The organism is Streptomyces sp. NPDC059443, assembly GCF_042750105.1.
Taxonomy (GTDB): Bacteria; Actinomycetota; Actinomycetes; order Streptomycetales; family Streptomycetaceae; genus Streptomyces.
In genome coordinates this window covers 17,267-34,759 of sequence record NZ_JBHYVM010000019.1, presented here as the reverse complement: position 1 = coordinate 34,759, position 17,493 = coordinate 17,267, and the positions used below count along the sequence as shown (strand labels likewise).

Sequence of the window (17,493 nt, the reverse complement as noted above, 5' to 3'; positions counted from 1 at the left end):
GGGTGACGTTGACCGCCTGTGACCGCCTGTCCGGACCCGCACGTACGACCCGCAGGAGAGATTCCCATGGCGAAGAACCGCCCCACCAGCGAGCTCACCCACCGCACCGTCGAGGGCCCGGCCGGCCGGATCCACCTGGTGGAGCAGGGTTCCGGCCCGTTGGTGCTGCTGCTGCACGGCTTTCCGGAGTCCTGGTACTCCTGGCGCCACCAGCTGCCGGTCCTGGCCGACGCGGGCTACCGTGCCGTAGCCATCGACGTCCGCGGATACGGCCGCTCCTCCAAGCCCGCCGAGATCGGCGCGTACCGGATGACCGAACTGGTCGCCGACAACCTCGCCGTCGTCAAGGCGCTCGGCGAGAAGTCCGCGATCGTCGTCGGGCACGACTGGGGATCGGCCGTCGCCGCGAACTCCGCGATCCTGCACCCGGAGGTGTTCCGGGCGGCCGCGCTCCTCTCCGTCCCCTTCGCCCCGGCGGGGGGCCCGCGGCCGAGCGAGATGCTCGCGCACATGGCGCCGCCGGAGCTCGGCGAGCACTACATGTCCTACTTCCAGGAGCCCGGCCGGGCCGAGTCCGAGATCGAGCCGGACGTACGGGGCTGGCTGGCCGGGTTCTTCGCCGCCCTCGCTGCAGACACCCAGCCCGGCCCCGACCAGGCCCCGCCGCAGTTCATCGCCCCCGGCACCGCGATGCGCGACCGCTTCCCCGCGGCCCGGCCCGAGTTCCTCACCGACGAGGTGCTGGACCACTACGTGGGCGAGTTCGAGCGCACCGGCCTGACCGGCGGCCTCAACCGCTACCGCAACATGGACCGCGACTGGGAAGACCTCACCGAGGTCCACGGCGCCCCGCTGACCGTGCCTTCCCTGTTCATCGGCGGTGCCCTGGACGCCGTCGTGCGGATGCTGGGCCGGGCCATCGACGCCTTCCCCCACACCATGCCCGCGCTGCACGGCTCCCACGTCCTCGACGGTGCCGGCCACTGGATCCAGCAGGAACGCCCCGACGAGGTCAACAAGCTCCTCGTCGCATGGCTCGGCGCCCTGAACGCCTGAACCGCCATGACCGGACCCCGACCGAAGATCACCGACGAGCAGCGGCGCGCCCGCCTCACGGCCGCCCACCTCCTGACGCCGGCGGCCCGCGCGGACACGCCCGAGCAGGTCGCCGAGGCGCTCGTCGCCCTGCACGCCACGGACCCCGCCACCGTCTACCTGACGGTGGCGGCCCGCATGGCCGAACCGACCCCGGCGCGACTGGAGCGGGCGCTGTACCAGGAGCGGAGCCTGGTGCGGATGCTGTGCATGCGCCGCACCATGTTCGTCGTCCCCCACCACCTCGCCCCCGTGGTCGACGCCTCCACGGCCCGGACCGTCGCGGCCCGCGAACGGAAGAACCTCCTCAAGGTCCTGGGCGACCAGCACGGTCATGGCGATGCCTGGCTGACCGCCACCGAAGAGGCCGTGCTCACCGCCCTGGCCGGATTCGGCGAGGCCACCGCAGCCCAGCTCGCCGAGGCCGTACCCGCCCTGAAGACCCAGATCACCGTCTCCCCGGGCAAGCCCTACGGGGCCACGCCCCGCATCACCAGCCGCCTGCTGGGCGTGATGGCCGCCGAGAGCCGCATCCGGCGCGGCCGGCCGCTGGGCACCTGGGCCTCGTCCCAGTTCCGCTGGACCACGGCCGAACCCCACCCCGAACTCCCCGCCGACGAGGCCAGGGTGGAGCTGGCCACCCACTACCTGCGGGCTTTCGGGCCTGCCAGCACCGAAGACGTCAAATGGTGGACCGGATGGACCCTCACCGACACCCGCAAGGCCATCGCCCGCACCGGCGCCGTCGAGGTCGACCTCTCCCACGGCCCCGGCCACGCCCTGCCCGACCACCTGGACCCGTCCCCGTCCCGGTCCCCGTCAACTGAGACGGAACCGGCGGCCGCCCTCCTGCCCGCGCTCGATCCCACCCCCATGGGCTGGCGGCACCGGGACTGGTACCTCGACCCCGCCCTCGTACCCGAACTCTTCGACGCCTACGGCAACATCGGCCCGACCATCTGGTGGAACGGCCGCATCGTCGGGGGTTGGGCCCAGCGGCCCGACGGCGACATCGCGACCCGGATCCTGGCACCCGCCGCACGGACTCGCGAAGCCGGGGAGGCCGTCACCGCCGAGGCCGCACGTACGGCCGCCTTCCTCGGCGACGTCCGCATCCGCCCCAGCATGCGCACACCACTCGAACGCAGCCTCTCGGCCTAGCGCGGGAGCCGGTGCCCGAACCGGATCGGGCACCGCCGGGGCGAACAGGGCGCGCCACAGGGCGTGTACGCGGTCCTCGCGCATCCGCTGCGTCACCCCGGTGCCGGGGATGGCCGTGCAGCCGTGGAACGTGCCGGGGTAGTGGTGCAGTTCGGTTCCGACCCCCGACTGGAGCAGGCGCTGGGCGTAGGCGATGCCTTCGTCCCGGGCCGGGTCGAACTCGCACACCGACACGTGGGTCGGGGGGAGCCCGCGCAGGTCGGCGGCCCGGGCCGGAGCGGCGTAGGCGGACACGTCGGGGCCGCCCGCGTCGCTGCCCATGTAGTGGAACCAGCTGTACGCCGTCTGCGCACGGTCGCGCACGGGTGTGTCCACGTACGTGTGGGCGGAGACCGTGTCCAGCCGGTCGTCGAGCAAGGGGTTGGCCAGCAGCTGGAAACACGGCCGGACGCCGAACCGGTCGCGCGTCAGCAGACACAGGGCCGCCGCGATGCCGGCACCCGCGTCCTCCCCGGCCACCGCGATCCGGTCGGCGTCGATGCCGAGGAGCTCCGCCTGGCTCGAAGTCCAGTACAGGGCGGCGTGCGCGTCCATGACGGCGTGCGGATACGGGTGCTGCGGGGCCAGCCGGTAGTTCACGTTGACGACCACGCAGCCGAGGGCCGAGGCGGTCCACACGCATTCGTCGTGGCCCGTTTCGAGGTCACCCGTGACGAACCCGCCGCCGTGGAAGTAGAGCACGGCCGGCAGCACCTGCTGTGCCTCGGCGCGGTGGGCGGGCTCGTACACGCGTATCGATACGGGCGGTGCCTCCTGAGGTCCGGGCACCGCGAATTCGCGGATCCACAGGTTTTCCGGCACCGAGTGCAGCGGCTGCCGGAACTGCGCCTGCCGCATGTGCTCCTGGGCCGCGGCGGGGTCGGCGAAGTCCAGCGGTGGCAGCAGGCGGGCCCATGACTCCAACTCCTGGTCGTAGCGGTAAGCCATGGCGGTTCACACTTTCTCGGTTGTCGGCGCGGGACGGCGGGACGCCATCGACGCCCAGCCCATCGCGGCCGCGGCCGTGACGAGCGGATCGGGAGTGGTGGTCCTCGCCCGCGCAGCCGTCCTGCCGAGCGAGAAGGCGGCGGTGGCGTCGGCGGCGGACGGGCGTTCACCGGTCGGGGCACGGCGAGTTAGGGCCGCCACAAACCACTCCTTTTGATCGGGATCTGCAGTACATGCCATGAATATGCAGGTACTGATCCGAAAGGCTCACCGCAGCCTGAAGCCGACTTCAGGGAAGGTCGGAGCCGGGGAGGCCGGGGAGGCCGGGAAGGTCGGGGAGGTCGGGGAGCCGGAGGACCAGGCGGGCCCCGCCGGGCGGGCCTTCGGGCTCTTCCGCGGTGAGCGTGCCGTGGTGCGCGGCGGCGATGGCGCGGGCGATGGCGAGACCGAGTCCGGCTCCGCCGTCGTCACGGCTGCGGGCGGTGTCGAGCCGGGTGAACCGCTCGAAGACGCGCTCCCGGTCCGCGGCCGCGATCCCGCCCCCGTCGTCGGTGACTTCCAAGACCACTTGGCGGGGATCGGTGGAGGCGGAGGCCGGGGCCGAGGCGGAGACCCGGATGCGCACGGTGGTGCGGGCGTGCCGGCGGGCGTTCTCGACGAGGTTGGTGATCAGGCGCGCCAGGTGCTGGGGGGTGCCGCGGACCGGAACCGGTCCCGGCGCTTCGACCGTGACCCGCGCCCCCTGGGCCTGAGCGGTGTCGCCGACCGAGGCGTGGGTGCGGGCGAGGCGGGCCAGGTCCACCTCGCGCTCGTGGCCCGGCTGGTGCGCGTCGAGGCGGGCGAGCAGGAGCAGGTCGTCGACCAGCGCGTGCAGCTCGTCGGTGTCCTCCAGGGCGTCCGCCGCCACCTTGGGCCAGTCGGTCTCCGCGGGGCGGGCCAGGGCCAGCTCCAGGCGCATGCGCAGGACGGTGAGCGGGCTGCGCAGCTCGTGGGAGACGTCGCCGGTGAAGGTACGCAGCCTGCTCACGGCCCGTTCGAGCCGGTCCAGGGTGGCGTTCAGCGCGATGGCCAGGCGGGCGATCTCATCCCGGCCGGTGGGCACCGCCAGCCGCCGGTGGAGGTCGGTGGCCGTGATCTCGGCGACCTCGCCGCGCAGGGCTTCGACCGGGGCGAGGACCCGCCCGACCGCGGTCCAGGTCACCCAGGCTCCCAGCAGGGCGAGGGTGACGGTGATCGGGACCATCCACAGGGCCATCGTGCGCAGGGTCTCGCGCGCGGCCCCGAAGTCGGCGTACGCGGCGACCGCGTAGCGGCCGTCCGTCGAATGCACCTCCGCCAGCTCGCCGTCCGGCGGGGCGGGGGAGGGCCACGGGACAGGAGCCGGGTCTGAGGCCTGGGCCGGCGGCCTGGGCGGCTCGGCTTCGGGAGCGATCACGGCGGGTCGCGGGCCCTGACGGGCGACCGGGGACTGCCAGGGGGCGGGCGTGACGGAACGGTCTTCGAGGTCCAGTACGTCGACGGTGCTCACCGCCCGGTCGCGGGCGGCTTCGCGGGCCGTGTCCCACAGATCGGTGCGCATGACGGCGAGGAGCACCATGGAGGCGGTGACCAGCGCGGCGGCGAGCGCGGCGGTGACGGCGACCGTGGCGCGAGCTCGCAGGGTCCGCGGAGCGAGACCGCGCGGACCAAGTCGCCTGAACGGTATGAAGAGGGCACGCATCGCCCCAGCCTGCCCCAAGCTCACCCGAACGGGAGAATCCGGATCCCGCTTCGGCGCCTACCGGCCGGCGCTGAGCCGGTACCCGGCGCCCCGCACGGTGAGGATGCTCGACCGTCCGAAAGGCGTGTCGATCTTGCGCCGCAGGGCGCTGATGTAGACCTCCACCACGTTCAGGGGGCGGTCGGACCGGCCGTCCCACACCCGCCCGATGATCTCGGGCTTGGCGACCACCTGTTCGGCGCGCTCCGCCAGGCAGGCCAGTACCGTGAACTCCTTCGCGGCGAGTTCGATCTCCGTCTCGCCGCGCCAGACGCGCATCGACACCGGGTCCACTCGCAGATCACCCACCACCCACTCCGCGGGCTGCTGTCGTCTGTCCCTTCGCGTCAGCGCCTTCAGGCGGGCGGTGAGCACGACGAAGGAGAAGGGTTTGACGAGATAGTCGTCCGCCCCCGTCTCCAGCCCCTCCGCGATGTCGTACTCCCCGTCCTTGGCGGTGAGCATCAGGATCGGCGTCAGGACGCCGGCCGCCCGGACCCTGGTGCACAGCTCGTAGCCGTGCACCCCCGGCAGCATCACGTCGAGGACGATGACGTCGTAGCCGCCCAGCAGGGCGCGCCGCAGCCCCGCGTGGCCGTCGGAGGCCCACTCGGTCTCGTAGCCCTCCCGGGCCAGTCCCGCCCGGAGTACGTCGGCGAAACGGGCATTGTCTTCCACCAAAAGCAGACGCATGCCCTCAATGTGCCGCCCATCGCCCAAAACCCCCGGTGAACCTGAAACCGCGTTCAGGGTGGCGCCCACGACGGCCGCGCTCAGGGGTGCTGCCGGGGGGCGGTCCAAGGAGGCGCTACTGGAGCTGGGACAGGTCGACCGAGTCGGCGGGTGCGGGGGGCGTGGCCCGGACGGGCTCGTCGAAGGCGGAGAAGGAGGCCTCCACCTGCTCGCCGGTCGCATCGTTGCCCTGGATCCGCAGCAGGTACGGAGTGTCCTCGGTGGAGACCTCGTAGGTCCCCGTCCCGTCATTGCCCCGGCTCGTGACCGTGATGGCCGGGTGGCCGTCGACGGTGGTCCGTGCGCCCTTGGTCACCTGTTCGTCCGCCGGTTTCGAGGAGAACTCCCTCTTGAAGACGTTCAGGTCGCAGAATTCGGAGAAGTTGCGCAACAGGAAGCTGTTCGTAGTGCCGTGCAGGTAACGGCCGTTGATGAGCGCGATCGCGTCCTCGGCCGCGCCGCTCGGGACTTGGGCCCGAAGAAGGTCGTCGTCCAGCTTCATCCACACGTCGCTCCCGCGTTTGATGATGTCGGCCGAACCCGAGTTGCCGGGAGGTGCGACGGTGCCGACGCAGTTGCCCTGCTCGTCGAACCGGAGGTCCAGGGCGGTGGTGCCCGACTTGCCGGTCACCTTGGCCACCATGCGCATGGACGTGGTCCCGGACATGGCTTTGCGCGCGGCGTCCGCGATGGCTTGGGCGCTCTGGTCGGCGATGCCGTTGTCGTCGGCCCTGGCGGCCCCCGCGCCCGCGCTCACGCCCGCGAAGATCAGCAAACAGGCGGTTCCGGCCGCTGCGCGGCGGGCCGCGGCTCCCCGGGATGCAGACATGGGGCGTCACCTCCCTGTGGCCGCCTCCGGATGGCGTCGGCCACGGCCTCCGCGGCATCCGGTGACCTGATCAGCGTACGTCCGCACCACGGCGGGCGCAGTCCGGCTGCGCGGCGATCGCAGCCCGCAGAAGGCGCCTGCCGGGCAGAACCCCAGGTCAGGCGCCTTCCTTCGGGCTGGGCCGCGTGCCGGGCCGCGTGCCGGGCCGAGTAGTCGATGTGCGTGGTCGTCCGGTGGTCAGGAGACCGGGTCGAGGAGGGAGTCGAAGGCGGCGGGGAGTCTTCGCCAGGCCTCCGGTCCTCCCGCGTATTCGGTGTCGGTGAGGAGGCAGGACTCCAGGAGTCGTTCCAAGCCGGGGCGGTCGAGGCCGGGTGAGGTGAAGACGAGGTGCTGGCAGCAGTCGCCGTGTTCGGGGTGCCAGTCGAGCGAGGCTGCCGCCCTGCGCATCGGGGGGACCAGCTCCCAGGCGGCGTCCGGCAGGGAGGCCAGCCAGGGACCGGCGTTCTCCACGCACAGGGCGCCGCCCGCGGCGTCCCAGGCCAGCAGGGTGTCGGGGCGGTCGGCGAGCCAGAACCGGCCGCGGCTGCGGGCCGCGGCGCAGCAGAGGTCTTCCAGGGCCTGGTAGAGGCGCTCGGGGTGGAACGGGCGGCGGCGGTGCCAGACGAGGGTGGTGACTCCCGCCTCTTCGGCCTCCTGGGGGAGCAGGGCGCAGGCCGGGTGCTGGGCGGCGGCCGCCGCTTCCACGTCGAAGCCGGCGAAGGCCAGTAGGGCGAGTTCCCCGGATCCGGCGGGCACTTGGCGGGCGGTCGGATGGAGCTGGGCCAGGAGGGCGCGGTCCTCGGCGTCGGCTTCTTCGCCGTCGACGAGGGCGAGTACGGGCGCGTACTCGAGCTGCCGCGCCCAGGTGTCCGAGACGGTGCGCCGGTCGGTGGCGGCTGCCGCGAGGCCCACCTCTGCCAGGTCGTCGCCGTTGACGAGGTACGGCAGTACGAGCGCCGGGTCCACCGCGGTGATCACGCCGGTGAGGTCGAGTACGCCGGCGCCGTGTGCGGTGACGACCTCGGCCATCGCTCTGGGCTCTACGGAATCCCACAGTTCGACGACGGCAAGCCGGACCAGGCCGCTGCCGGCCAGTCGTTCCAGCTCGGGAACCAGGTCCTCGCGCAGCGCGCAGCACGCGCAGTCGTTGACGAGGGGCGCCTCGTCCCGGGACAGCTCGCCCGAGGCGTCGCGCACCAAGCGCAGCACGGTGCCCGTGGCTGCCGTGGCCAGGTCGTGGTGGAGGGCGATGCTGCCGGGGACGACGTGCAGCAGCCGGTCCACGACCTCCTTGCGGGCGTCGGAGTGAAGCCCGCCGACGATGACGACGGGCAGGGTCACGCCTGGCTCCCGTAGCGGCGCTGGAAGCGCTCGACGCGCCCGGCGGTGTCCAGGACCCGGGCGGTGCCGGTGTAGAAGGGGTGGCTCCGCGAGGAGATCTCGACGTCGATGACGGGGTAGGTGTTGCCGTCCTCCCACTCGACCGTCTTGCCGCTGGTGGCGGTCGACCGGGTGAGGAAGGCGAAGTCGGCGGCCTTGTCGCGGAAGACGACGGGGCCGTAGGCGGGGTGGATGCCTGGCTTCATGACGGGGTCCTTCGGGCAGGGGTGCGGGGGGTCAGCGTTCTTCGCGGAAGTCGACGTGCCGGCGCACCACCGGGTCGAACTTGCGCAGCACCATGCGGTCCGGGTCGTTGCGCCGGTTCTTGCGGGTGACGTAGGTGAAGCCGGTCCCCGCGGTGGAGCGGAGCTTGACGATCGGGCGTACTTCGTTGCGAGCCATGCCGCTACTATACGGGAATGGAAATCATTTCCAATAACCCTCGATGACCTTCCCGCTCACAGAGAGGCAGGCGACAAGCCATGTCCGCCCACTGCCAGCTGACCGGCGCCGAACCGGGCTTCGGCAACAACATCTCCCACTCGCACCGGCGCACCTCCCGCCGCTTCGACCCCAACATCCAGCGCAAGCGCTACTGGCTGCCCGGTGAGGGCCGCTACGTCCGCCTGACCCTGAGCGCGAAGGCGATCAAGACCGTCGACGTGATCGGCGTCGAGGCGGCCGTGGCCCGGATCAGGGCCCGAGGGGTGAAGGTCTGATGGCGAAGAAGAGCAAGATCGCGCGGAACGAGAAGCGCAAGGCGACCGTCGAGCGGTACGCCGCCCGGCGGGCCGAGCTGAAGGAGGTCGTGCGGCGTCCGTCCTCGACCGCGGCCGAGCGCGGCGCCGCCCTGGCGGAGCTGCGCGAACAGCCCCGCGACGCCAGCGCCACCCGGGTGCGCAACCGGGACGGCGTCGACGGCCGCCCCCGCGGACATCTGCGGAAGTTCGGGCTCTCCCGAATCCGCATGCGTGAGCAGGCGCACGCCGGCCTCCTCCCCGGAGTCACCAAGTCCTCCTGGTAGCGCCTCCATGTCCGGATGCCAGGGCGACGGCCGGCGAGCGGCGGCCTGGCATCCGGACGCAACGGATGGCGAGACCGCCCCTCAGGTGCACACGGGGCTGGTGGAACGGCCCGGCAGATACGCCGTCCGCTCCGCGGGAGTGAGGTCGCGGCCGACCGCGCGGCAGATCTTCTTGATGGCGTCGTCAGCCCGGGCCAGGCGGACGTCCCACAGCCGTACCGTCTTGTCGCTGCTGCCGGTGGCGAGGGTGCGGCCGTCGGGGCTGAAGGACACCGAGGACACCCCGTCGAAGTGCCCCCACAGGGTGGTGCGGGCCTTTCCGGAGGCCACGTCCCACAGCATCACGGATGAGTCGCTGCTGCCCGTGGCGAGAGTCCGGCTGTCGGGACTGAACGCCACCGAGACCACCTCGTCGAAGTGCCCGATCAAGGTTCTTCGGGTCTTGCCGGTCGCCGCGTCCCATATCCGGGCGGTGTAGTCGAGGCTTCCGGTGGCCACGGTGCGGCCGTCGGGGCTGAACGCCACGGTATAGACCTGGTCGGTGTGCCCGTCGAGGACGGTGCGCAGCGTGCGGGTGGCCACGTCCCACAACCGCGCGGTGTCATCGCCGCCGGCGGTGGCGAGCGTGCGGCCGTCGGGACTGAACGCCACCCCGTACACCTGCTCGTTGTGGTCGACCAGATTCGCGCGCTGCTTCCTGGTGGCCACGTCCCACAGGCGTACCGTCTTGTCGGAGCTGCCCGTGGCCACGGTGCGGCCGTCAGGACTGAACGCCACGGAATTCACTGAGCTCTCGTGGCCGACCAGTTTTGCGCGCTGTTTCCCGGTGGCCACGTCCCACAGGCGTACCGTCTTGTCGTCGCTGCCGGTGGCGAGGGTACGGCCGTCAGGGCTGAACGCAGCACTCACCACCCCTTGGGTGTGCCCTTTGAGGGTGGTGCGCAGTGTGCCCGTGGCCACGTCCCACAACCGCGCGGTGAAGTCGGCGCTGGCGGTGGCGAGCGTGCGGCCGTCGGGACTGAACGCCACCGAGTCCACCCGGTTGATGTGCCCGACCAGGGTCGTCCGGGTCGCACGGGTGACATCCCACAACCGCACGGTCTTGTCGCGACCGGCCGTGGCCAGGGTGCGGCCGTCCGGGCTGAACGCCACCGCGTAGACCATGTTGGTGTGCCCGGCCAACTCGTCGCGGGTCGCACCTGTGGCCACGTCCCACAGCCGCGCTGTGTGGTCGGTGCTGCCGGTGGCGAGCGTGAGTCCGTCGGGGCTGAACGCCACCGAATACACGACGTTGGAGTGCCCGGTCAGCGCGATGCGGGCCACGCCCGTCGTCGTATCCCACAGCCACACTGTCCTGTCCCAGCTGCCGGTGGCGAGGGTGCGGCCGTCCGGGCTGAACGCCACCGACTGCACCGCTCCGCCTTGTCCGGACAGCTTTCTGTGGAACTGTCCGGTAGAGGCGTTCCACAGTCGCGCCGTCCCGTCCCAGCTGCCCGTGGCGAGGGTCCGTCCGTCCTGGCTGAACGCGATCGAAGCCACTACGTCAGTGTGTCCCACGAGAGTGTCGCGGACCTTGCCCGCACCCACGTCCCACAGGCGTACCTTCGTGTCGGCGCCACCGACTGCGAGGGTGCGGCCGTCTGGACTGAACGCCACCGAGTAGACGTGATCGGTCCACCTCGGCAGGACCTTGCGCAACTTCCCGGTAGCTGCGTCCCACAGCCGTGCGGTGCCGTCCAGACTGCCGGTGGCGAATGTCTGGCCGTCGGGACTGGAGGCCACCGCCATCACCGAGTCGGTGTGGCCCTTCAGGATGCTACGGGTCTTCCCGGCGGCTACGTCCCACAGCCGTACCGTCTTGTCGCTGCTGCCGGTGGCGAGGGTGCGGCCGTCCGGGCTGAATGCCACGGAGGACACCAGTTTGGTGTGGCCGGACCAGCGGCGGTGCAGTGGGAGGGTGGCGGAGGACCGCAAGCTGGCGAGGGACTCGGGAGTCGGGCTGGTGCGGTACGCCTGGATGGCGAGCAACGCGGAGAGCGCGGGGTTCGTCCCGCTCAGCGTGTCGGACTGGTTGGCGAGCTGCCGCGACAGCGCTGCCTGCCGTTGCTCGGCCGCTGTCCGCCACTGCCACAGGGCACCGCCCGCGGCGACGAGTGCGAGGACGAGCAAGGCGGCCAGCACCGTGTTGAGGCGTCTGCTGTGCCGAATGGCGGCCTGCTGGCGTTCCTTGCTGGCCGTGAGGAAGGCGGCGATGTTGCCCGGCAGGCGGCGTTGCTGTGACCATTCGAGACCCTCCGCGAGCGCTGTTCCGCCGAGCAGGTCCCCGGTGTCCTTTCCTTCGACCCAGCGCGCGTGCCGCATACGGGTCTGGTCGAGCCACTCCTTGAAGCGGTGGTCCTGGCCGACCCACTCGCGCAGGGTGCCCCAGTCCCGGATGAGGGCGTCGTGGATCAACTCGGCCACCGGCAGCGCGGGAGGAGCGTCGCGGACCAGGGAGACGCTCGGCGTATGGGTCGTGATGAGGCGGTGCCGAATCAGGGTGTCGAGTACCTCGTCCACGGCGTTGCCGTTTCCGGTGCCCTTGTCGGGGTCGGATGCCAGCTCCCGCAGCTCCTGAAGGGTGACCTGCTCGCGGATCGCGGGGATGTTGCGTCGGGGGTCGGCGGAGCGGACCAGGGAGGTCAGGATGCGCTGTGCGATGGGCAGGTGGTCGGGGGGCAGTTGGTCGAGGGCGGTGTCGCACCACGTGGTCAGACTGCCGGTGACGCCGCCGATGCGGCGGTACGCGTCGTTGGTGAGGTAGCCCTCCTGGCGCCGCTGCCACAGCTGGCTGAGGGTCAGCTCCAACAGGGGCAGCACTGTGACGGGTGCCAGACGGGTGGTCTTCCCGTCCGGGGTGCTGGCCAAGACGTCGGCGATGATGTGCTCGGGCAGGCCGGGCTCGAAATGTGCGCCGGCCTTCAGGGCGGGCAGCGTGATGATGTCGTGCAGGTCGTTCTGGCCGAGGGTGCCCGGCATGTTGAGCAGTCCCGGCATCGCGGCTTCGAGCAGCTTGGGGGCGAGGGCGGCCTGCTGGGGGTAGAAGTCGTCGCGCATGACCAGGATCACGAAGAGCGCGGAGTGTGACTTGACCGCCGTGGTGATCTGGTTCGTGGCGGCCAGTCGGAGGTCCCGGTCCTGGCCGGTGGCGGACTGGGTGAGGAGTTCTTCGAACTGGTCGATGACCAGGACGACGCGTCGGCGCCCGGGTTCGGCCTCCAGCTTTCGCGTGACGGCCGCGGCGATTCCGCCGCTGATCACGCCGGGCAGTCCCGAGCGTTCGAGTTCGAGCAGCAGATTCTGCCTGGGCCGCGCGACTACGGGCAGCCAGAGGTCGCTGCCGGGTACTTCGCCCGCCGCCAGCGCGGGCAGCACGCCCGCCTGGACCAGTGACGACTTGCCCGACCCGGAGGGGCCGAGCAGTAGAGTCACCCGCTGGTGCTCGGCGAGGTTCGCCAGCACCTGGCGGACGGCGTCCTCGCGGCCCTCGAACCACTGGGCGTGCTCCGCGCCGAACGCCTCCAGCCCCCGGTAGGGGCATACGTCCCGCTCGGCCAGCTCCGGCCAGACCTCCCGCAGCACCTGGGTCGGGGTGACGTACGCGATGCCCTGCCCCCGCTCGTGCTCGTCCGGGGCGGTGATCTCAGTGAGCATGCCGATGACCAGGCCGGTCACCTCGTCGACGACCGGCCCGCCGCTGAACCCTGTGGTCAGGTCGTTGGCGGCGGTCAGCTGCAGGTGGACGCCCCTGCCCTCGGTGGCCGGCAGCAGATCGCCGGCCTGGCCGTACGCGAAGTGGCCGCCGACGGGGGCCTGGGTGGGGAATCCGAAGGAGCGTACCCGGTGACCCCGGGAGCCTGCGGCGGAGCCCAGGGCCAACGCCGTGGCGCCCGGTGAGACCCCGTCGCTGTCATAGAGGCGTACGACGGCCACGTCCTCGTCCTCGGGGGCACGCCACACCTCTGCCAGAACCAGGCCCTCGACCTCGGGTGCACCGTCCACATGCGGGAAGATCAACCGCAGGGTCTGACCGGGCCCGGATCCGGCGGCGCGTACGACGTGCGCGCAGGTCATCAGGACGCCCTCGGCGACCAGGAAGCCGGCGCCGGCCACCCGGTCGTCCGGGCTGAGGATCTGGGCAACGGCCTGAAGCAGTCCCGCGGTGCGGGAGTCCTGGTTGCCGTGGTCGCCGTTGGGAGTCGGGACCGAGGTGTCCATCGGATCAGTCCGCTTGCGAGTCCGCGCCGGGACGACCGGTCTGCTTCCACACCATCGTCACGCGCAAGTGGCCAGTGGCGCTGCTCTTGGTGATAACGGCTCCGGCTTCGAATGCGAGATCGACACCGAACTCGACCGTGATGGCATCGGGACCCGCCTTGCGCAGCTGGTCGAGCACGGCGCTCGCCGCCTCGGTCACCGGGGCCAGAGCCGCCTGCAGCGTTCCCGGCAGTTCGTGAATGGCGTCGCCGAGACGGCCTGCCTTCACCGGGCCGCCCGCCACCGCCGAAGCCTCGACCAGCAGGGTGCCGCCGTCCGCCAAGGGAATCCGAGCCAGATGTGACAAGGCTTCTCCTTCGTCAGCTTCGGCCGCCCCTTAAATGTGATCGTCATCGAGTCCGACGGCCGCCGCATCCGGGGTGGACCGCACGAGGGTCCACGTCCGGCGGTGACCGCCACGGTCATCGCACGTGCCGGGGTGCCGTAGGGTGGTCCTACCGACGCGGGGTGGAGCAGCTCGGTAGCTCGCTGGGCTCATAACCCAGAGGTCGCAGGTTCAAATCCTGTCCCCGCTACTGCTGGAAGAGGCCTTGATCCCATGGATCCGGGCCTCTTCCGCGTTCGGCAACCAGGTCAGGGCTGCCCAGAACTCCTCTGCCGGGACCACGGCTACGACGGCTCAGTCGGCCCCTGGGCCACCCAGAGCGCGTCGCTGCATCAACCGGGATATGTCCTTCGCGGTGACGATCCCCACCAGATGGCCCGAGTCCACCACGAGGATGGGTACGCCGGTCCCTGGGCCGAGCCTGTCGAGGACCTCGCTCAGAAGCTCGTGCGGAGCGGCGGTCGCGCACTGCGCCAGCGCCGTCGCCACCTCGCGTACGCGCAGCGCCTCCCGGTCGGCCCCCGGGATCGAGGCCAGCCTGCGCATGTACACGATGCCGCTGGGACGACCTTCGAAGTCGAGCAGCGGTAGGGCGGAATGCCGGGATGCCACTGCCACCTCGTCGATGAAACGCCGGACGGTCAGCCAGTCGGGACCGGTGGCCACCGGGCTGGACATGGCATCGGCCACGCCCACACCCTGTACGGCCGTGTCGAGAACGGCGTGCTGCCGTTCCGCGCCGGCGACGACCGTGATGAAGAAGCCCACGAGGACGAGCCACAGCCCGCCCGGAGTCCCGCGCAGGAAGGAAATCCATCCGACGGCCGCCAGAAGCACACCCATGACCTGACCGCTGCGGGATGCTGCCCGATCCGCACGCTGCCGGTCTCCGGTGCGCCACCACAGCAGCGCCTGCAGCACCCTTCCGCCGTCGAGCGGCGCAGCGGGCAGCAGGTTGAACACGCCCAGGAACAGGTTCGCCCAGCCGAGCCAGACCAGTACGGCCGCGGGCACCGCCCAGCCGAGGAGCGCATCCACACCCATTCCGGCTCCGAGCGCCACGCCTCCGATGGCCAGGCTGGCGAGCGGCCCGCTCACCGCCACCGCGAAGGCCGCCGCGGCGGTCTGCGGGCGCCCCATCCTGGTCATCCCGCCCAGCGCCCACAGCGTCACGTCCTGTACCGAGATCTTCCTCCGGCGGGCCGTCGCGGCGTGTGCCGTCTCGTGGAGCAGCAGGCTGCCCATGAGCAACACCGCTCCTACGACACTGGCGGAGGCGTATACGGCATCCGAGCGTCCCGGAGCCAGTGCGGGGAGGGCCTGGCGGCCGAGACCGTACGCGAGCAGCACCGCCAGCAGCGGAACGCTCCAGTGCATCCGCAGCGGTACCCCGACAACGCGTCCGACACGGACGGAGCCGTTCATCGTCGTCTCCTGCCGGCTCGGCAGCCGGTCCATCCGAGCAGAACCTGCGCCCTGCGCTCCGTGAACCGACCGGCACGGCACTCAACCACCATTGTCACTCTCGGAAATCCCCGACAGTCGGCCGGCCTCGCGCCCACCCTCTCGTCGCTCAGGCGAACCGTGTCGCGCACGCCGAGTAACCGGCTTTTGATCCGGCAGGCGGTGTCATGCCGACCGGGCGGACGATGGATCTGTGGAGACCGGTTCCGCAGGGCCCGCCCGAGCGGCTCGGGGCCTGACGGCGACCGCGGACGCTGGGCAAGGAGGCGGCGGCGTTGGGTACAGGTGCCAGATGAATGAGCGCATCCCGGTCGACGAGCTGATCAGCGGCGCCGCCCAGGCCGCCGGCGGATGGCTGGGTGCACTGCCGGTCGCGCTGGTGGCCACGAGCGCGGACGGAACGATCGTGCGCTGGAACCAGGTCGCGCAGGAACTGCTCGGCTACGCCCCGCCGCAGATGCTGGGGCGCAACATCGCAGACCTCCTTCATCCGGGATCCGATCGCAGTCTGGGCCGCTCTCTTTGGGAAGCCGCGGCCGCCGGGCGGGGCGTGATGGGCACGGTGACCGCCTGGCACCGCGACGGGCACCCACTGGAGGTGGAGATCTGGGCCTCTCCGGTGTCCGACCGCCGGCACGGCGCGGACACGGTGCTCGCCTTCGCCGCCGATGCCCACGCGGCACGCCGTATCCGGGGGTCGTCAGCGGTGTGGGACGGCTTGTTCGCCCGTTCACCGGTCGGCATCGCGATCCTCGACTCGCAGCTGCGGTTCCTGCAGGTCAACGCCGCGCTCGAAGTCATGAACGGCCTGCCGGAATCGGCACACATAGGACGTCGCCTGGCCCAGATCCTCCCGGAGGTGAACGCCCGCGAGATGGAGGAGGCCATGCTGCAGGTGCTGGAGACCGGGCGGCCGGTCCTGGACCGTCGCCGTGTCGGACGGACTCCGGCGGAACCGGAGCACGACCGTGTGTGGTCGTGCTCCTACGTCCGGGTGGAGGATCCCGCCGGCATGTCGATCGGCGTCATCGCCTCGCTCGTCGACATCACCGAGCAGCAGCGCGACCACCTCGAAGCCGAAGCCGCACGGCGCCGGCTCGCCCTGCTCAGCGAGGCCAGCATCCGCGTCGGCTCCAGCCTCGACCTGGAGCGCACCGCGCAGGAACTCGCCGATCTCGCCGTACCGCGCCTCGCCGACGCCGTCACCGTGGACGTCCTGGACGCGCTGGCGCGCGGGGACGAGCCCGGCATGGGCCTGACCGGCGGGGTCGCCCTGCGGCGCCTCGGCAAGGCCCCCCTGTCCGGATCCAAGGTGACCGACGTCCTCGCCCCCCTCGGCAGGACGCTCCTCTTCCCCGTCGCCGCCCCCTACACACAAGCCCTCGTGGCCCGGCACCCCTTCTTGACCACCCGCCTCGACGAACAGGCCGTCGCCCCCGCCGCCCGGTACTCGGCCGAGCCCGCGCAACTGGTCTCCGTGGGCGTGCACTCCTTCGTGATGGCGCCCCTGGTGGCCCGGGACACGGTGCTCGGCGTCGCCACCTTCTACCGCACCCGCCCGGTGGGACCCTTCGGATCCGAAGACGTCACCCTCGCCGGCGAACTCGCCGCCCGCGCCGCGCTCAGCATCGACAACGCCCGGCTCTACCACCACGAGCACGACACCGCGGTCGTCCTCCAGCGCAGCATGCTCCCGCAGCACATCACCCCGCCGTCCGGCATCGCGGTCAGCCACCGCTACCTCCCCGCGAGCGACGTCAACGAGATCGGCGGGGACTGGTACGACGTCCTGCCCGTGTCCGGCGGCAAGGCGGCCCTGCTCATCGGCGACGTCATGGGGCACGGCATCGCCGCCGCCGCGGTCATGGGCCGGCTGTCCGCCTCCGTACGGGCCCTCGCGCGCCTCGACCTTTCTCCCGTAAGGCTGTTGCACCAGCTGGAAGCCGTCCTCGGCGATCTGGCGGAGCCGATGCTGGCCACCTTCCTCTACATCGTCTGCGACCCGGCCACCGGACAGTGCACCGTCACCCGGGCCGGACACCCGCCGCCCGCACTCGTGCTCCCCGACGGCACGGTGCGGCTCGTGGAATCCCCGCCCGGCGTCCCCCTGGGCGTCGGGGGCGTCGCCTTCACTCCCACCGAGATCAACGTGCCTCCCGGCAGCCTCCTCGTGCTCTACACCGACGGACTGATCGAAGCCCGGGGCCGTGACCTCGACGAGCGGCTCGCCGAGCTGACGCAACTGCTCGCGGATCCACAGCGGCAGCTGGACCACCTGTGCGACTCGCTGATCACCCACCTCGTTCCGGCGGCGGCCGACGACGACGTAGCGCTCCTGGTCGCCTGCATCGGCGGGGTGGCGTGAGGCGTACGCCCGGGGC

15 protein-coding genes, 1 tRNA gene and 1 pseudogene are annotated in these 17,493 nt (G+C 71.5%); 6 read left to right on the top strand and 11 right to left on the bottom strand.

What is annotated here, in order from left to right; translation table 11 throughout:
• The first annotated feature begins 66 nt into the window (after positions 1 to 66).
• Entirely contained in the window at positions 67 to 1,056 is a 990-nt protein-coding gene (locus tag ACFXDJ_RS19580; RefSeq protein ID WP_384650739.1) for an alpha/beta fold hydrolase, read from the top strand.
• 6 nt (positions 1,057 to 1,062) lie between these two features.
• Positions 1,063 to 2,256: a winged helix DNA-binding domain-containing protein gene (locus ACFXDJ_RS19575; RefSeq protein WP_384849791.1), complete on the top strand. Its 1,194-nt coding sequence runs from the start codon at positions 1,063 to 1,065 to the stop codon at positions 2,254 to 2,256.
• A gap of 129 nt (positions 2,257 to 2,385) precedes the next feature.
• On the opposite strand, the pseudogene ACFXDJ_RS19570 reads toward ACFXDJ_RS19575, so the two are convergent.
• The 8 genes and pseudogenes from ACFXDJ_RS19570 to rpmG form a co-directional block, all read right to left on the bottom strand.
• Positions 2,386 to 3,153, bottom strand: a pseudogene (locus ACFXDJ_RS19570) (alpha/beta hydrolase); the annotation flags it as partial.
• A gap of 96 nt (positions 3,154 to 3,249) precedes the next feature.
• Positions 3,250 to 3,444, bottom strand: a complete 195-nt coding sequence (locus tag ACFXDJ_RS19565) for a hypothetical protein (RefSeq protein WP_384650745.1) — start codon at positions 3,442 to 3,444, stop codon at positions 3,250 to 3,252.
• 88 nt (positions 3,445 to 3,532) lie between these two features.
• Positions 3,533 to 4,963: a sensor histidine kinase gene (locus ACFXDJ_RS19560; protein ID WP_384650747.1), complete on the bottom strand. Its 1,431-nt coding sequence runs from the start codon at positions 4,961 to 4,963 to the stop codon at positions 3,533 to 3,535.
• 57 nt (positions 4,964 to 5,020) lie between these two features.
• On the bottom strand, positions 5,021 to 5,695 hold the full coding sequence (locus ACFXDJ_RS19555; RefSeq protein WP_384650749.1) for a response regulator transcription factor: 675 nt from the start codon (positions 5,693 to 5,695) through the stop codon (positions 5,021 to 5,023).
• Positions 5,696 to 5,810: 115 nt separating this feature from the next.
• A complete protein-coding gene (locus ACFXDJ_RS19550; RefSeq protein ID WP_384650751.1) occupies positions 5,811 to 6,563 on the bottom strand; it encodes a hypothetical protein in 753 nt (250 codons plus the stop codon).
• 237 nt (positions 6,564 to 6,800) lie between these two features.
• Positions 6,801 to 7,943 (bottom strand): CobW family GTP-binding protein, encoded by a 1,143-nt coding sequence (locus tag ACFXDJ_RS19545; RefSeq protein ID WP_384650753.1) that lies wholly within the window; start codon positions 7,941 to 7,943, stop codon positions 6,801 to 6,803.
• On the bottom strand, positions 7,940 to 8,188 hold the full coding sequence (locus ACFXDJ_RS19540; protein ID WP_384650755.1) for a type B 50S ribosomal protein L31: 249 nt from the start codon (positions 8,186 to 8,188) through the stop codon (positions 7,940 to 7,942). Before ACFXDJ_RS19540 ends, ACFXDJ_RS19545 begins: the two co-directional genes overlap by 4 nt.
• Before the next feature lie 31 nt (positions 8,189 to 8,219).
• On the bottom strand, positions 8,220 to 8,384 hold the full coding sequence (rpmG, locus tag ACFXDJ_RS19535) for a 50S ribosomal protein L33 (protein WP_384650757.1): 165 nt from the start codon (positions 8,382 to 8,384) through the stop codon (positions 8,220 to 8,222).
• A gap of 80 nt (positions 8,385 to 8,464) precedes the next feature.
• On the opposite strand from rpmG, the gene rpmB reads away from it, so the two are divergent.
• A complete protein-coding gene (rpmB, locus tag ACFXDJ_RS19530; protein WP_384650759.1) occupies positions 8,465 to 8,701 on the top strand; it encodes a 50S ribosomal protein L28 in 237 nt (78 codons plus the stop codon).
• Positions 8,701 to 9,006, top strand: coding sequence for a 30S ribosomal protein S14 (gene rpsN, locus ACFXDJ_RS19525; RefSeq protein WP_384650761.1), 306 nt, complete (start codon positions 8,701 to 8,703; stop codon positions 9,004 to 9,006). Before rpmB ends, rpsN begins: the two co-directional genes overlap by 1 nt.
• 81 nt (positions 9,007 to 9,087) lie before the next feature.
• Here rpsN and ACFXDJ_RS19520 read toward each other — a convergent pair whose 3' ends face one another.
• A complete protein-coding gene (locus tag ACFXDJ_RS19520) occupies positions 9,088 to 13,263 on the bottom strand; it encodes a trypsin-like peptidase domain-containing protein (RefSeq protein ID WP_384650763.1) in 4,176 nt (1,391 codons plus the stop codon).
• 4 nt (positions 13,264 to 13,267) lie between these two features.
• A complete protein-coding gene (locus tag ACFXDJ_RS19515) occupies positions 13,268 to 13,609 on the bottom strand; it encodes a CU044_2847 family protein (RefSeq protein WP_384650765.1) in 342 nt (113 codons plus the stop codon).
• Between the two features lie 155 nt (positions 13,610 to 13,764).
• Here ACFXDJ_RS19515 and ACFXDJ_RS19510 point away from each other — a divergent pair.
• Positions 13,765 to 13,838 (top strand) — tRNA-Met (locus tag ACFXDJ_RS19510).
• A 104-nt stretch (positions 13,839 to 13,942) separates the two neighbouring features.
• On the opposite strand, the gene ACFXDJ_RS19505 is transcribed toward ACFXDJ_RS19510, so the two are convergent.
• Positions 13,943 to 15,073 carry a site-2 protease family protein gene (locus tag ACFXDJ_RS19505; protein ID WP_384650767.1) on the bottom strand — a complete coding sequence of 377 codons (1,131 nt, stop codon included), beginning with the start codon at positions 15,071 to 15,073 and terminating at the stop codon, positions 13,943 to 13,945.
• A 331-nt stretch (positions 15,074 to 15,404) separates the two neighbouring features.
• Here ACFXDJ_RS19505 and ACFXDJ_RS19500 point away from each other — a divergent pair, with 331 nt between their 5' ends.
• A complete protein-coding gene (locus ACFXDJ_RS19500) occupies positions 15,405 to 17,477 on the top strand; it encodes a SpoIIE family protein phosphatase (RefSeq protein ID WP_384849788.1) in 2,073 nt (690 codons plus the stop codon).
• The last annotated feature ends 16 nt before the right edge of the window (positions 17,478 to 17,493 follow it).